10 protein-coding genes are annotated in these 15,422 nt (G+C 71.6%); 7 read left to right on the top strand and 3 right to left on the bottom strand.

Features of this window, described 5'->3' with window-relative positions; all coding sequences use genetic code 11:
• Positions 1-9: 9 nt before the first annotated feature.
• The 3 genes from ACLQ2S_RS15585 to ACLQ2S_RS15575 are packed head-to-tail and all read right to left on the bottom strand — an operon-like array spanning position 10 to position 4,798.
• The gene (locus ACLQ2S_RS15585; RefSeq protein ID WP_155220540.1) at positions 10-1,974 is read right to left on the bottom strand and encodes a caspase family protein; all 1,965 of its coding nucleotides are present in this window, start codon (positions 1,972-1,974) and stop codon (positions 10-12) included.
• Positions 1,971-3,266 carry a hypothetical protein gene (locus tag ACLQ2S_RS15580; protein ID WP_425701921.1) on the bottom strand — a complete coding sequence of 432 codons (1,296 nt, stop codon included), beginning with the start codon at positions 3,264-3,266 and terminating at the stop codon, positions 1,971-1,973. Before ACLQ2S_RS15580 ends, ACLQ2S_RS15585 begins: the two co-directional genes overlap by 4 nt.
• Entirely contained in the window at positions 3,263-4,798 is a 1,536-nt protein-coding gene (locus ACLQ2S_RS15575) for a vWA domain-containing protein (RefSeq protein WP_155220544.1), read from the bottom strand. The genes ACLQ2S_RS15580 and ACLQ2S_RS15575 overlap by 4 nt, the downstream gene beginning before the upstream one ends.
• Positions 4,799-4,929: 131 nt before the next feature.
• Here ACLQ2S_RS15575 and grpE point away from each other — a divergent pair, with 131 nt between their 5' ends.
• Genes grpE through ACLQ2S_RS15540 form a run of 7 tightly spaced genes read left to right on the top strand, consistent with a single transcriptional unit; the run spans position 4,930 to position 15,420 of the window.
• Positions 4,930-5,685 (top strand): nucleotide exchange factor GrpE, encoded by a 756-nt coding sequence (gene grpE, locus ACLQ2S_RS15570; protein ID WP_155220546.1) that lies wholly within the window; start codon positions 4,930-4,932, stop codon positions 5,683-5,685.
• Positions 5,686-5,716: 31 nt separating this feature from the next.
• Complete coding sequence (locus ACLQ2S_RS15565; protein ID WP_425701920.1) at positions 5,717-7,384, top strand: Hsp70 family protein; 1,668 nt, start codon at positions 5,717-5,719, stop codon at positions 7,382-7,384.
• Positions 7,385-7,389: 5 nt separating this feature from the next.
• Complete coding sequence (locus tag ACLQ2S_RS15560) at positions 7,390-10,050, top strand: hypothetical protein (RefSeq protein WP_155220550.1); 2,661 nt, start codon at positions 7,390-7,392, stop codon at positions 10,048-10,050.
• Between the two features lies 1 nt (position 10,051).
• Positions 10,052-11,245 carry a hypothetical protein gene (locus tag ACLQ2S_RS15555; RefSeq protein ID WP_230462770.1) on the top strand — a complete coding sequence of 398 codons (1,194 nt, stop codon included), beginning with the start codon at positions 10,052-10,054 and terminating at the stop codon, positions 11,243-11,245.
• Entirely contained in the window at positions 11,242-13,623 is a 2,382-nt protein-coding gene (locus tag ACLQ2S_RS15550) for a GTPase-associated protein 1-related protein (protein WP_155220552.1), read from the top strand. The genes ACLQ2S_RS15555 and ACLQ2S_RS15550 overlap by 4 nt, the downstream gene beginning before the upstream one ends.
• Before the next feature lie 2 nt (positions 13,624-13,625).
• Complete coding sequence (locus ACLQ2S_RS15545) at positions 13,626-15,185, top strand: TRAFAC clade GTPase domain-containing protein (protein ID WP_425701919.1); 1,560 nt, start codon at positions 13,626-13,628, stop codon at positions 15,183-15,185.
• Positions 15,178-15,420 carry a hypothetical protein gene (locus tag ACLQ2S_RS15540; RefSeq protein ID WP_155220556.1) on the top strand — a complete coding sequence of 81 codons (243 nt, stop codon included), beginning with the start codon at positions 15,178-15,180 and terminating at the stop codon, positions 15,418-15,420. Before ACLQ2S_RS15545 ends, ACLQ2S_RS15540 begins: the two co-directional genes overlap by 8 nt.
• Positions 15,421-15,422: the final 2 nt, after the last annotated feature.

The following is a 15,422-nucleotide window of genomic DNA, read 5'->3' as shown; positions in this document are numbered from 1 at the left end:
CCCGTCCGCTCAGTCCGGTGGCACCTCGACCTCCAGCGGGATGGTGACCGCCGTCCAGTCGTACGCGCCGTCCTCAGCGGAGGCCACCAGGTCACGGTTCTGCACGGCACGTCCGATGCGGCTGAGGAATCCGCGCACCGCCAACGGCCCGCGGTCCAACCCTCGCGGCGTGCCCAGCGCCGGCATCTCGAAGGGTTCGGGGCTGAACTGTTCCTCGGCCACCACCAGTTTGAGCCAGTCCCGGGCCCGAGCCCCCGGCGCGACAACCGCGCCAGACGGCAGGGCGGCGACGATCCGGCGTCCCCGCAGGGCGGCGGTCCGTCCTCCCGGAGCGACGAAGTCCCCCGGAAACAGCTCGGCGTGCACCCGGAACCGATCGGTCAGATCCAGCAGAACGCAGAAGAGCCTCCGGTTTGCCCGGTTGTGCAGCCGGACGAAGACGGTCGGGGGTGTCCACCCGCCCGCTGCCCGTTCGTAGCGCAGCCGCACCACGCCATCGGCGTCGGTGTCCAGCGGCGGCCGGTCCAACGGCGTGCGGTCCTCCCCCGGCCACGCCGCCACCACCTCCACCGTCACCGCGCCGGCCAGGTCGGTGACCGGATTGTTCAGCTCGCGGATCTGGCGCCACCGGGCGATGTGCTCCAGGACCTGGACCGTCTGCCGCGCCCCGTCCCGGTCGACGTCGGTCAGCTCCCCGGTCAGCCGGGTGCCGTGCCGATCCAACACGACGGCCACCCCGCGACGCGGAACGTGCAGCCGCAGCTCCGGCACCGAGCCGCCGGGCGCCGGATCGATCGGGCGCAGGTGCGGCGAGGGCGCCCCTCGCGGACCGGCGGTCCGTAGCGCGGCGAGCACCGTCTCCACGGTCGCGCGGTCCTCGTCCTGCTCCCCCACCGCGACGGTGGTGGGCGGCAGCGGTACCCGGCTGAGCACCAGTCGGTACTGGCGGTCCAGTGCGGGCTGCCAGCCGAGCGGTGTGACCAGACTCCGCTCTGGCAGCACCTGGATCACTTCGACCTCCCGTACCGACGGCTCACCCACCGCCGCCATCCGGACCTCGCCCGGCGGGGCATCGCCGACCAGGCCGTGGCAGCTGCCGACGTTGACCTCCCAGCCGTGCTGGGCATACCGCAGCACCAGGCCGGCGGCGGGTGGTGCCAGACACCCGCCGAGGAAGGGGCGGTCGGCGACGCCCCGGGCAGCCGGAGTCAACTGCGGGACCTGGCCGACAATGGTCTGCTCCACCTCGGTCTGCGCGGCGATCAGCAGGTCCCGGTAGGTCGCCGCCGGCCCGAGCCGAGCCAGGGCCCGCAGCAACGCCCAGCTGAAGAGCCCCCGCCGCCGGCCACCCAGGTCCATTTCCTGGGCCAGCTCGTCGGAGCGGCAGGCGGCCAGCGCGACATGCTCCGGGGCCGGCGGTGCTCCAGGCAGCGCGGTCACCAGCTCCGGCAGGAGCAACTCCCGCGCTGGTGCGGCGGCCAGCGGAGCCACCATCCGGGCACCGGTGCCCGGCAGGTCCCGCGTGCCGCTCGCCGAGTGGCAGCAGTCAAGGACCACCGCCACGTGTCCGGCTCGCCGGGCCACCTCGTCGAGCAGGACGGACAGTTCCTTGTCGAGCAGGTCAGGCACCCCACCGGCCCGGCTGTCCACGCAGACCAGCGTTTGCAGCATGCCAGTCGGTTCCACGTGCCACCAGTCCGGGGCGGGTGCCTCGGAGCCGTGGCCGCTGAACCAGAACAACGCGGTGTCCGCCGGACCGGCCTGCCCGAGGTGTGATCGGAATGCCTCCGCCACCGCCGCTCGGGTCGCCTGACCGTCGTGCAGCGACAGCGGCGCGAGGGTGACCCCAGGCGCCAGGCGGCTCTCCAGGAAAGCCCGCGCCTCGACCACGTCGGTCCGGCACCCGGCCAGGTCGGGCACCGCCGATGCTCGATACTTGTCGATGCCGACCAGCAGGGCGTACAAGGTGCTCATGCCGTCTCCTCGGGGCCGATGTGCAGCCAGGCGTGCTCAAGGAAGTCCTTCGCGGGCAACTCGACGGTGACGGAGGTGAAGTCCGCCGGCAGCGGCGGCTCGGCGGCGTCCCGGATGACGTCCTGGAACAGCACATCGGGAAGGCCGAGGACGAAGTGCGCAGCCGGATGCGCGGCCAGCGCCTCCCGCAGCGGCGTGCTGTCGAGGATCCGGTGCACCGCGATCGCCGACGGCCCCACCCAGCCGTTCGCCGCCGGCTTGACCAGCCCTCGATGCAGCGCCAGCCGCAGCCGAAGTCGTTCCGCCGCCGACCGGCCGGCGTTGAGCGCGCGCAGTTGCCGGCCCAGCCCGCCGACCAGCCGAGGAATCACCGAGGACTCGTCGATCCCGGCCGGCAGCACGGTGAACTGTCCATCACCCTGCGGCTGCGGTTCGACGGCGGAGTCCGGGATGCCTGCCCCACGCCGTACCCGGGACAGCAGGTCGACCAGGTCGCGCTGGATCCGCTCGGTGCCGACGGTGCCCCGCCTGCTGTAGCCGGCGACGTCGACGGCCATGCAGAGTCGCACCGCCGCGCCGTCCACCGCCACGCCAGGTCCGAGTGGTTCGTCGAACCGCACCGACTCACGCAGTCCCGCGCTGTACCGATCGTGGCCGCCCGCCACGCGTACCCGCACATCCAGGGTGCCGGCCACCCTGGTCGCGCGGGACGGCAGCTCCAGCAGCGCGTGCGTGCCGTGCGCCCGAGGCACCAGCGACGTGCCCCGCGGATCCTCGTACACCCAGCCGAACTCGTTGCGCTGGATGCCGAAGACGTGGGCGCGGGCCGCGCCCGATCGGCTGGCCAGCCGGCCCAGCCAACCCGGCCGGGACCGGGATGCCGCAACGGCGTGTAGCGCCGTCGTGGAGCTCGCCTCGACGGACCCCGGCGACCAGCTCAGCCCCAGGGCGCCGCCGTCACCGTCGAGCCGGATCGCCAACGCCGCCGAGTCGGCGAGGGTCACCACGAACCGGGCGGCTGCGTACCGCTTCCGCCGGGGCAGGGTGTCCAGGTCGAAGGCGAACAGCGCACCGACATATCGACTTCCGGTGGCGGCGGCGCGGCGACGCAGGTGCACCGGGAGGTCCCGGGCGGGCACCGGATAGAACAGGGGCCGCCCGCAGCGTACGTGGATCGGCTCGGTCGGGCCGTCCTCCCCCGGACACCGGCCGCTGGCCGCGACGAGTTCACCGTGAGCGAGCAGATCGGCGTCGTTCAGCGGCCGCACCCCCGCCCCGACCGGATCCGTCATCGCGACGACCTGGAGAAGCCCCCGACCAGGCCGGCCCGCCCAGGGGTCGCGGTGCGCCACGTGAAGGTGACGCCACCCAGTTCAACGGACTTCCCTAGTTCGCACTCACCGACCTCGCGGGCGGCCACCGTGCCGTCCCGGGAATAGCCGATGACCAGACGAACCTCCGACGCGCGCAGCGATGCCCGGCGCGCGGTCACCTCGCCGTAGCCGGGTAGCCCGGTCGAGTCCGCGGTGATCGCGGTCCGCCGGCCGGTCAGCACCAGGTCGTGTTCGTCGCCCCCGGCATCGCACAGGCGCACCGTACCGGTGGGCGGCGGGTACAGCCGCCGCTTCCGCGCCCACCACCCGGCGGCGACCAGCGCAGCCACCAGAGCCGCCCCCAGCAACCACCAGCCGATGCTGCCGCGCTGGGCGGACAGGGTGCCCGGGGTCGACGCGTCCTCCAGGCGGGGCACGAAGTCCAACCCCAGTTCACCGGTCAGCACCCCGGCCCACGGGGAGCCGACTTCTCCCTCAAGAGTGAACGTCACGTCCTCGGTGACCCGGGCCAGCGGCGCCGTCCGCCGTGGGCCGGCATCCCACTCGACCGTGATCGGAACAGTCACGGTGCCTCCGGCGGGCAGTTCCACCGCACCGGACGGGACCGACGTCCGTACCTGCGGCCGATCGCTGCGGACGACAAGGCGGTCGACGACCAGTGGGATCGTCGTCGTGGTCGAGGTGAGCCGGACCTCCACCTGACTCCGGCCGGCCCCGATCCCCCCGAACTCGGCAGGCCAACTCACCCGCACTCCTCGGGACACGTCGTCGCCGAGGAGACCGCGCGCCTTCGCTGCCCGAGCCGCGCTCTTCGGCTGTTCCAACTGGCTGCCGAGCCGATCGATGGACGTGCGCTTGAGAACCCGGGCATCGGGGTAGACGCGGGCGAGCAGCGGCGCTCCCGTCGATCCGGAGAGCGGCACCGCGTACGCGTTCAGCGAGGTCTTCCGCAACGACCGGGCGGTCCGGACCAACTGGTTCCAGGAGTAGCCCTGCTCGAATGGATAGGCGCTGCCGGCAGGTGGGTCGTGCCGCCCGTCGGTGAGCAGCAGAACGGTGGCGATCGGTGCCGCCCGGTCGGCGCGCAGCAGCCGCAGGCTGGTCTCGATGGCCGCACCGATGTCGGTGTACCGTCCGGTCGCGGTGCGCGGTAGCTTCGCCACCAACTGGTCCGGAGCGCGACCGGCAGGACCGTCGTGGACCACCCGGGTCGAGTCGGCGAAGGTGACCAGAGCGACCCGGTCATCCGGGGCGAGGGCGGCCAGGAACGTCCGCAGTCCCCGCTTCACCTGCTCGTACCGCCCGCCGTTACGCATCGACCCGGACACGTCGACCAGCACCACATAGTCGGCTGCCACCTGGTTGACACCGAGCGCCGCGTACACCTCGTCCCTGTCCGCCGACGCCCCCGCCGCGGGCAGGCCCGGCAGGCACGCCGCCACCACCGCCGTGAGGGCCGCCGCAACGGCCGCCACCGTACGCCGATCCATGCTGATCGTCCTCCCCCTGTCGACCGTCGTATGTCCCTGACGGACGGCTGACCGCGCACCGGAGCCGTCCGTCAGGGGAAGACCGAGACGCCCAGTGCGGCGGCCGGATGGGATCAGGGGAGGGAGCGACGGTGCACGACGTAGCGGACAGTCCCGAGGAGGGGACCCCTGCCGACCCGGCAGGTCGAGCGACCGAGGCGCCGCCGGAACAGACGACGGGCGACCCGACGCGATCGGAGGAGACGGCGGTCGACGGCCCGCCGGACTCGGTGGAGCGGCACGACGACGGGCTGACCGGCCTGGTCGAACGACTCGGCGACGAGCTGGCCGACGTGGCGGACCGGCTCGGCGGGGAACTCGCGGCCCTGCGCGTCGAGCTCGCCCGGAGCCAGGATCGGGCGAAGGCCCGTGAACAGGTCATCGACCGTCTACACGAGGACAACCAACGGTTGCGGGCCGGTGAGCGGCGGCTGCTGCTGCGCCCCCTCCTGACCGACCTGCAACGGCTGCGCCACGATCTGCTTCGCACCGCCGCCGGGCTACCCCCGACCTTCGACGTCGCGGCTGCCGCGGACATGTTGCGCAGTTACGCCGCCAACCTCGAACTGACCCTGGAGAGAGGCGGCATCACCGTGCTGTCCCCCACGGTCGGGGCGACCTTCGACCCGTCGCGCCAGCGCGCCACCGGGACCGTGATCGCGGACGACCCGGGCCAGGACGGCACCGTCGCCGACGTCGTCCTGGACGGCTACCACGACGTCGAGGCGGGACGCACCGTCGTGCCCGCCGCAGTCCGGGTCCACCGCTGGACGGCCGACCCGGAGCCCACCGCGGTCGAACCCGCATCACCGCCGGAGACCGGCCCGCAACCCACACCCACCCCGTGACAGCCGACCAGATCGGCGGGACAGGAGCACGATGTCCGACGAGAACCTGACCTTCTTCGGCATCGACCTGGGTACCACGTACTCGGTCGTGTCGTACATCGACGAGGCCGGACGGCCCGCTGTCGTCCGCAACGTCATCACCAACGACGAGATCACCCCGTCGGTCGTCTACTTCGAGCAGGACACCGGTGAGGTGGTGGTCGGCAAGGCGGCCAAGAACGTGTCCCGGCTGTACCCGTCCCGGGTCGTGGAGCGGGTCAAGCGGAGCATGGGCAAGGAGGCGCAGTGGGAGTTCGACGGGACGCCGTACACCCCTGAGTCGATCTCTGCGCTGATCCTCAAGCAGCTGGCGCAGGACGCCGAGTACTACACCCAACGCCCGGTCAGCAAAGTGGTGATCACCGTGCCGGCGTACTTCGGCCTGTTGGAACGGGACGCCACCCGCAAGGCCGGCCGGATCGCCGGGTTGGACGTGGTCGAGGTGGTGCCGGAGCCGGTCGCCGCCGCCCTTCAGTACGAGGTGGGCGGTGAAGCCAGCCGAACGGTGCTCGTCTACGACCTCGGCGGCGGCACCTTCGACACCACGGTCATCCGGATCGACCCGGACACCGTCGAGGTGCTCTGCACCGACGGCGATCAGAAGCTCGGTGGTGCCGACTGGGACGCCCGGCTCGTCCAGTACCTGGTCGACGAATTCGTGGCCCGCGCCGAACCGGCCGAGGATCCGACGCTCGACGATGAGTTCATGCAGGATCTCGCGCTGACCGCCGAGGAGGTCAAGCAGCAGCTTTCGGTGGTGAACTCGCGCAAGGTGCCGATGCGGTACGCGGGCGCGGCCGCATCGGTGGAGGTCACCCGAGAGACGTTCGAGGAGATCACCGCGGACCTGCTCGACCGGACCATCGAATACACCGGACGCACCCTGCACACGCTCGGCCAGAGGCTGGGGACGGACGACTCGGCCGCCGCCATCGACGAGGTGCTGCTGGTCGGCGGTTCCAGCAAGATGCCGGCGGTGGCACGGCGGTTGACCGAGAGGTGGGGGTGGACGCCACGGCTGCACGATCCCGACATGGCGGTGGCCAAGGGCGCCGCCCGCTACGCGCTGAACCGTGCCCTCTGGGCCTGGGACGGCGAGGGTGCGGGCCCCACCCAGGAGCAACGGCAGGAGCAGGCCGAGGCCATCGCCCTGGCCATCGGGCTGGACGAGGAGGCGTTGCAGGCCAGCGCGAACAAGCGGATCGTCACCGTCCTGCCGAAGTCCTTCGGGGTGAAGCTGCGGGACACCTCGTTTCCGGACTGGGAGACCCAACCGCCGCGGTTGTTCGTGGAGCACCTGGTGCATGCGAACGAGGCGTTGGCGATCCACCGTGAGTTCACCGCACAGACCGTGGTGGAGGGACAGACCTCCGTCGAGATCGAGATCTACGAGCAGGCCGGGGCCGCGGAGAGCCCGGAGCTGTCGGCCAACAAGCCGGTGGACAAGGGCAACGGGCTGATCACCGGTCTGCCGCCGCTGCCCCGACAGTCACCGATCCACATCACCATGGACGTCAGCGACGGCGGTGAGCTCACCCTGCGCGCCGTCGAGCCGAGCAGCGGCAAGGACCTCGTCATCGAGGTGCGGGTCAGCGTGCTCAGCGAGGAGGAGGTCGAGCAGGCCCGGGAGGTTGTCGCCGGGATCACGGTCCGGGGCTGACGATCATGGCATTCGATCAGCGCGCGTACCTTCGCGACGTGATCGGTCCGCTGCGCGACCGGCCGGACGGCCTGTCGGCCACCGATCTCGCCCGGCACTACGCGGTCACGCCGGAGATGTCCGCAGCCCAGCTACGGGAACATCTGACGGCGGTTCGTCGGCTGTGGAACCAGCGGTCGAGCGGCGTCGACTCCGCTGCCCGGGTCTGCGCGCGGCTGTTCAACCGGGACGAGCAGCTACGCGCCGAGCACGGCGAGGACATGTTCGATCCGTCGTGGTGGCGGCAGCGGATCGAGGAGCACGGCCGGGGTGCCCGTGCGGAGTCCGAGCGGCTCGCCCGGGACCTGGCGCAGGCGTACGGTGCGCTCGGGCGGATCAGCCAGGCTCAGCTCAAGGAGATCGCCGGACACTGGCCGGGGCTGAACGCCGACCAGATCGACGACGCGGTCCGGCGGGCCGGCCTGACCGTGGCCGATCCCCTGGAACTGCCGTCCGAGCCGGGCATGGAACGCACCGGCTACCGGTCGCTGCTCCGGCTTCAGGACCTGCTCGGCGTACCCACCCTCGTCCAGGTGGTCCACCCCGACAGCGCCCCGTTCCGGCTGTTCGGCCCGGACGCGGTGCCGCTCGACGCGGCCACCGTACGGGCCCAGGCGGAGGAGGCGCACCGCCTCGCGGACTCGACCGCCGTGCGGCATCGCAAAGAGGCCCTCGGCCTGCTGCAACGTGCCACCGACGCGGGCGTGGACCTGGGCACGGTCGCGCTGTTCCAGCTTGTCGAGCGGCTGCGATCGGGGCGGACCAGAGGTCTCGCCGACGGAATGCTGGTCCGGATCGCCACCGACGCCGGGCTGGACCAGTCCGACGCCCGGTCCGTGGTGGCGAACCTGCCACTGGACACCGACCGGGAGAGCGACCCGGCGGACCGGATTCGTGATCTGGTCGCCGACGGGCAACTGCACGCCGCCCGGCAGGCCCTCGCGCTGCTCCCCGCCGACGCGCCGGAGCGGGACGAGTTGCGTGGCCAGATCGAGACTCTGCTCGCCGAGGCCGAGTCGCTGCGGCAGGCCGCCGACGAGGCGGTCCACGCGGAGCGCGAGGAGGAGGCGGCCCGGCATCTTCGTGCCGCCCTCCGGATCGCGGCGGACGACGAGGATCTCGCCGGACGCCTCGTCGCGCTTCCACCGCCGCCCCCGCGTGAGGTGACGGTGCGGCCGGCGGAGACCGGTGTCCGGCTCACCTGGACGCCGCCGGCGGGGCAGAGCACCGAGGTGAGCTACCGGGTGCTCCGATCCGACCGGCCGCCCCGGTCGGCCACCGACGGCGAAACTGTCGTCGAGGGTACGGCGACGGAGGCGACCGACCCGGCCGCGCCACCGGCTCGACCGCTGCACTACGGCGTCTTCGCCAGCTACGGCGGGGACTGGTCGCGTCCCGCCACGGTCGAGACCCGCATCGTGCCCCCGGTGTCCGCCGTGCGGATGTCGGTCCGGCCGACCGAGCTCTCCTGCTCCTGGCGGGCGCACCACGCCGTGGTGGACATCCGGGTGCGCCGCACGCTGGCCCGCCCCCCGGTGACCGAAGCGGACGGGGATCCGGTGAAGGCCAGCCGCACCGGGTTCTCCGACGACACCGGGGACGGAAGCACCGACCGCTACTACGGCATCGTCGCGATCTACCGGGACGAGCACGGTGCCGAGGTGCACGCGCCGCTGGTGGTGGCCCACGCAGCCCTGCGCGACGCGCCACCGCCGTACGTGGAACGGCTGCGGGCACACGTCACCGCCCATGACGCGAACACCGCGACGGCACACCTGGCCTGGCTCACCCCGGCCACTGGCACGGTGTCGATCCGCCGGTCGGAGTTGCGGCCGACGTGGGCCACGGGCAGCCGGATCCGCCTGGACGAGATGGAAGGTTACGGCGAGACGCTGATCAGCGACCGCATCGTGCAGGACGGGGAGACCCTCCTCGAGGTGACCGTGCCCAGCGGCCGATTCGTGTACGTCCCGTTCACCATCGAACGGTCCACGGACATGGCGGTGGTGGGTGAACCGCTCCTGCTGGGGGTGACCGAGCCGGTCCGGCAGCTCGTCGCCCGCCGCACCGGCGACGAGGTGGACGTGGCCTGGGTGTGGCCGCCCGCGGTCAACCTGGCCGAAGTCACGTTCACGCCACCGCGCGGCGCGCCGACCGTACGGCGGGTGACCCGGGGACAGTTCACCGAATCCGGTTGCCGGCTGCGCGTGGACGCGGTCGGAGGTCGGGTGTCGGTGCGGACCGTGGAACGTGGTGCCGGCGGGGAGACCTACTCCGTCGCGGAGACGGTGTCGGTGGACGGGCTGCCCGTCGCGTTCGGCTACCGCATCCGACGGGAGGGTGGCCTGTTCAGTCGCAAACGGTTGCTGACCGTCGAGGTCGACCAGCCGTGTGACGGTGTGGAACTGCTCCTGGTGGCCGCGCCGGGGCTGGCGATGCCGGCTCGACCGGAACGGGGCCGCGTGGTGCGCCGGGTCACCGGGCTCTCGCTGCGCCCGGACGCGCCGTGGCAGCTGTCGTTCACCCTGCCCACCGGCATCGACAAGCCGTACTGGCTGCGCTGTTTCGTGATCCGACCGGCCGGAGCGCGGGTTGCCGACCCGATCGACGAGATGAAGGTGCCCTGACATGACGACCCACTCCTGCCCGTACTGCTACGGGAAGATCGACCCCCGCAGACCGTGGTTCCGGTGCACGGGACGGCGGTCGCCGGGAAAGGAGCCCTGCAAGCCCCAGTGGGACGAGGCCCGGGACCGGGAGTTCCAGGACAAGCAACTCGTGCTGCCGTCGTTCGCCGGGCCGCGACGCGCCCTACGGCCGGTGCACTCCGCGCCCTGCCCCCACTGCGAGACCGAGTCCGCGGTCAAGGTCTGCCCGAACTGCCACACCAGGTTGCCGGCGGCGTTCGGTGAGGGGCGCAGTCCACTGATCGCCATGGCCGGCGCCCGGCACACCGGCAAGAGCGTGTACCTCAAGGTGTTGGCGCATCAGCTCCGCCGGGGCATGGGCCAGCGGTTCAACGCCGATGTGCGGCTCGCCGGTGACCGGCAGTTCCAGCAGGAGACCGGGGGTGGCATCGACTTCCTCGACCCGGCGGGCGAACTGTTTCCCGAGGGCGGCCTGTACCAGCGGACCAACCAGGCGGTGAACGGACGACGCGAGCCGATCGTGTTCGCGTGGCGCCAGAACCGCCGGATCACCGGCTACGACACCACTTTCCTGTCCTTCTTCGACACCGCCGGTGAGGATCTGCTCGACCAGGAGACCGTCGACAATCTCGGCTATCTCGGCGCGGCCGACGCGCTCATCCTGCTGCTCGACCCCTTCATGATCCCGCAGGCGCGGGATCAGATCCGGGTGCCGGAGTCCGCGATCGACAAGCACGCCAACACCATCGACGTGGTCAACCGGGTGACCGAGAACCTGCGGATCAGTCACCGTCTCGGTGGCCGCAAGAACATCCCCATTCCGGTGGCCGTCGCCTTCGCGAAGATCGACGCGTTCTTCGAAGTGCTCGGCGCCGACCATGCCCTGGTCCGTCGTCCGGAGCCGGGGCCGTACTACGACGAGCAGGCCGGCCGGGAAACCCATGAACACGTCCGAGCACTGCTGCACGATTGGGGCGCGGACGACATCGACACCCACCTCACCCACCACTACCGGAAGTTCCGCTACTTCGCCGTCTCCGCCCTCGGTTCCGAACCGGACTACGACAACAACCGGGTGGACGTCCGCGGAGTTCGACCGTTCCGGGTGGACGAGCCGCTGCTCTGGCTGCTGAGCGAGTTCAACGTGGTGCCACGTCGCCAGGCGGCACGATGAGCCACTTCGAGACGCTCATCTACACCGACTGCCGACCGGGTCAGGGGCTCAAGGGCAATGCCGGCCTCCAGTTCCAGGCGCGGTCGACGGAATCCGCGGCGGCAGCGGAGGGTCTGGTCCGCAATCACCTGCTCTACGAGCCGCCGTCACGATGGATGGCCGACCGGCGACCGGTCGACCAGTACCCCCCCTCGTTCGCGCACATCAGCTCCGACGGGCTTCTCGTCACCGCCGCCGGGCTCTACCTCGGCCGAGAGGCGAACGGCACCCGGGAGGGCAACCAGCTCACCCACGCCATCGTCACCACCGATCCGGCCACCTACGGCGACCTGCGACCGGCGCAGCTGTTCCGGGCCGGGTTCTGGTCGACCGAGGCGGCACCCACCACCCGATCCGAACCGATACGGCTCGGCGAAGGGACGGGCACCGGCTACTCCCCGCTCCGCGCGCAGACCTTCGTCCTCGACCAGCCGCACGGCCGGGATACGTTGCTGGCGCTGGTCTCGGCGCTCGCCGAGGCCGGCCGCCCCGGGCGAGCACGGGTCCTCTTTGTCGGCGACGACATGGACTCGATCGTGGCATGGCTGGTCGCCGGTACTCTCCTGCTGCCCCGTGAGCGGGCGCTGGAGCTCGGCTTCAAGATTTTTTCAACCGACCCGGCGCGGTCGGCGCTGCCCGTCCTCGCGGTCCTGCCGGAGTTCGCGGGTCAGGCCGGCCGGATCGACAACGCCCTCGGGTACGCCGTTTTCGACCTGCGCCACCACCGGCACACCCCGGTCGAGCCGAACACGGCCGCCCGGCGGTGGGTCGACCTCTTCCTCACCGAGAATCCACGAGACGTGGTCGACGCGTTGGGCGTCGCCACCGCGTCCGGGCTGGCCGAGGAGGAGGCTGCCGCGCTCGGACTGGCCGCGATCCTGCACCGCCTCCCGGAACCGCAGCACGCCGAGGCCATCGTGGACTGGCTACGCACCGGGTCGGAAGGGATGCGCCAGGCGTACGGCGCCGACGTGGCCGACCTCTTCGCCGAAACGCCCGAACGTTGGGAGCAGCGGGTGCTGGTGCGGCTCGACGAGGTCGGCTGCGACGGCCTGGTGCCGGGTAAGGCGGCCGACGTCCGTCTCGCGCTCGTCATCAGCGAGGTGGAGGAGGCTCGCGTACGGGGTCTGGTGACCGACCGTCGGTTACCCCCGCTGCCGTCCGGTGAGTGGCACCCTGAACACGACGACCAGGTTCGCCAGCTGCTCACCGAAGCGCTCACCTCGGGCGTGTCGCCGGAAGGGTTCGAGGCGTTGCTGCGGCTGGCGACCCGGTTCGACGTGGATCTGCGATGGCCGGACATCGCGCCGGCTGCCGAGACCTTCGTCGAGTATCTGGCGGACCACCCCCGACGTTTCCGCCTCGCCGGTCTGGCCTGCGTCGACCAGCTGGAACGTCAGCTCCTGACCGTGCTGGATGATCGCGCCCAACGCGGTGCGAAGGAGCGGGCGGAGGTGGGCGACGGCTGGTGGCGACGCCTGTTGCCGTCGGTCAAGACGCTGTCCTCCCCGCTCGCTGAGGCGGTGCTGGGCTCAGCGGTACGGCACGGTGACGAGCGTGAACCGGTCATCCGCCGGTACCTCAACGACAGCCGGGACGACCCGCGTGGCTTCGCCTGGCTGGCAGGCGCACTGTGGAGCCAGTCCTCGCCCACGACTGCGGAGCTGGAGCTGCTGCTCGACTGGGCACCACACGGCACGCGCCTACCCAGCCGGGTCTTTCGGGCGGTCGCCGACGAGGTGACGCGTGGCCCGGCGGAGCAGCGGCTGTTCGACCTGTGTCACCAGTTGGTCGCCCGTGACCTGATGACGCCCAGCGACCGGGTGGCCGCCGCACTGGCCGAGGACGCCAGGCTGACCGACATCATCGACGAGTTGGCCCGTGGCCCCAACGACCGTCGCAAGGCGGAGCTGCTCCGCCGGCTACGCGACTGTCCCGTACGGCTGGTCGAGATGCGGAAGGACGCGGTCGTCGTGGCGCTGAGCCGGGTGGTGGCCTTCGCCAACCTCGACCGGGTGCTCGACCGGCATTCGGCCCTGGCCGCTCCCTTCGTCGACCGACTCGTGCACGCCTTGACGAGCGAGGAGGGTGAGGCACCGGCCGTGCTCACCTACTACCTGACGGCCAGTTCGCGTACACCGGAAGATCGGCAGGTCAAGCGCCTCGAGCAGGCTCTCGTGCACTGGTTGGTCCGGGCCTCGGACAGCGCGCTCGAACGCGCCGGTCTGCACTTCGCGAAGCTCGACCCGGCATGGCGCAAGGGTTGGCAGAGGTACTCCGACAAGTGCGGCAAACGACGTCGCGTGTACCGCCTCGCCCACCCCTTCCGGGGGCGGTGACCATGCGACTCATCGGACGCGTCCTTCACTTCACCGTCAGCGTCAGCCTGCTGTTCCTGGTCGCCCTGCCGTTGGCCAACCTCACCGCGATCACCGGCCTGGCCGCGGGCATCGTGCTGGTGCTCGGGGTCGCCGCTGTCGTTCTGGTCGGCCGTCCCACCTGGGTGCGGGTACGCACACCCGACGACGTGCACGGCGGCGCCCTGGCGGGCCGGGTGGCACCGGCCTTTGTCCGATGGGACCGGGCCTGGCCACAGTACTTCGCCGCCCAGGTGCTGCTCGACGCGCAAGCGCTCGCGCGGCGCGTCTGGCTGATCACGCGTCAGCTCTGGGCCCGGCCCCGTCAGTGGGCCCGGGCGCACCGGGTGCGGTTCTGGTGGCCGTTCTACCTGCCGGTTCTCGCCGTGCAGGTCGGAGCGACGTTGGGCGTGGTGGCCGGAGTGCTGGGCGCCGGGCTGGTCACCGCCGGAGTGTCGATCGTTGTCTGGCTCGTCGGCATCCTGGTGGTCCTGCTGCTGCGCGGAATGGACGCGGGCTGGCAGTTCGCGCTGGGCGCCCGCGCCAGCTGCCGCAACTGCCACCAGCTCGCCGCCGTCCCGGCGTACCGCTGCCAGGGACCGCATCCGCTGAGCCACCGGTTGGCCGACACGGACCTGCACCGGGATCTGCGCCCCGGGCGACTCGGCGTGCTCTGGCGACGATGCGGCTGCGGCGTCCTGCTGCCCACCACCGTCCTGCGCGCCGCGTTCAGCCGCCGGTTGCAGGCGTGCTGCCCGAGTTGCGGGGAGCCGCTGCTGCCCGGTGCCGGCGTGGTCACCGACGTGCGGCTGCCGGTGTTCGGTGCCGCGTCGGCGGGCAAGACGCAGCTCATCATGTCGGCGCTGGCCGGGCTGGAACTCGCCGCGAAGCAGGCGGGAGTCGAGGTGTCCCTGGCCGACGAGCACAGCCGGCAGCGGCACGAGACGTACTCGCGCCTCATGCGCGAGGGTGCGTCGCCGGCCAAGACCGAGGCGTCCGGGCAACCCGTGGCCATCACCCTCCGGTTGGCCCGTGGTCCCCGGGTGGCACTGGTGCATCTCTTCGACGCGGCCGGCGAGAACCTGGTCGACCGGGAACAGAACGCCCGGCTCGCCTACCTGGATCACGCACGTTCCCTGATCTACGTTCTCGATCCGTTCTCGGTGCGCCGGGTACGCGAGGAGTTCGCGAGTGGTGCGCCCGAGATCTTCGCCGCGGCGAACCCGGCGAGCCACGACCCGGAGGACGCCTACAACGCGACCGCGCAGAGATTGCAGGAGTACGGCGTACGCACGGACCGCAAACGACTCGCCCTGGTGGTGTCCAAGGCGGACCTGCTCAAAAAGATGTCCGCCGGTCCGAAGAATTCTGCCGGGGTGCGGGCGTGGTTGCGGGACAACGGGCTCAGCAACCTCGTGCTGTCCGCCGAACGCGACTTCCGCGAGGTGCGCTTCTACCTCGTCTCCGGGCGGGACAGCGGTCCGGACGGCGGTTTCGGCCCGGCGAACTGGATCCTCGGCAGGGAATGGAGCGAACTTGACTGAGCAGGGAAATGCACAGCTGCCACCCAGCCACCGTGCGGCTCGTCTGGTGATCCTCGGCGCGCTGCTGGCCGCCCTGGTCGCCGCTCCGGCCGAGCCCCACGTGGCAGGCTTCGCCCGGGGCGCATGGCAGCAGGCCGGGCAGGTCGTCGCGTACTTCCTGACGCCGCTGCGCGGCCCAGCCGAGCCGGTGCCGCCCGCGCCGGAGACGCCGTCGACGTCCGGCCGGAGCGGTTGAGG

Source organism: Micromonospora sp. DT48 (assembly GCF_049844495.1).
Taxonomy (GTDB): domain Bacteria; phylum Actinomycetota; class Actinomycetes; order Mycobacteriales; family Micromonosporaceae; genus Micromonospora.
The sequence above is the reverse complement of the archived record's forward strand: the minus strand, read 5'-3'. Positions and strand labels throughout refer to the sequence as shown.

What these genes read in the sequence shown, in the direction of transcription:
- ACLQ2S_RS15545 (WP_425701919.1), top strand. Translation starts at nt 13,626, where the DNA reads ATGCGACTCATCGGACGCGTCCTTCACTTCACCGTCAGCGTCAGCCTG.
- ACLQ2S_RS15550 (WP_155220552.1), top strand. Translation starts at nt 11,242, where the DNA reads ATGAGCCACTTCGAGACGCTCATCTACACCGACTGCCGACCGGGTCAG.
- ACLQ2S_RS15560 (WP_155220550.1), top strand. Translation starts at nt 7,390, where the DNA reads ATGGCATTCGATCAGCGCGCGTACCTTCGCGACGTGATCGGTCCGCTG.
- ACLQ2S_RS15580 (WP_425701921.1), bottom strand. Translation starts at nt 3,266, where the DNA reads ATGACGGATCCGGTCGGGGCGGGGGTGCGGCCGCTGAACGACGCCGAT.
- ACLQ2S_RS15555 (WP_230462770.1), top strand. Translation starts at nt 10,052, where the DNA reads ATGACGACCCACTCCTGCCCGTACTGCTACGGGAAGATCGACCCCCGC.
- ACLQ2S_RS15565 (WP_425701920.1), top strand. Translation starts at nt 5,717, where the DNA reads ATGTCCGACGAGAACCTGACCTTCTTCGGCATCGACCTGGGTACCACG.
- ACLQ2S_RS15575 (WP_155220544.1), bottom strand. Translation starts at nt 4,798, where the DNA reads ATGGATCGGCGTACGGTGGCGGCCGTTGCGGCGGCCCTCACGGCGGTG.
- ACLQ2S_RS15585 (WP_155220540.1), bottom strand. Translation starts at nt 1,974, where the DNA reads ATGAGCACCTTGTACGCCCTGCTGGTCGGCATCGACAAGTATCGAGCA.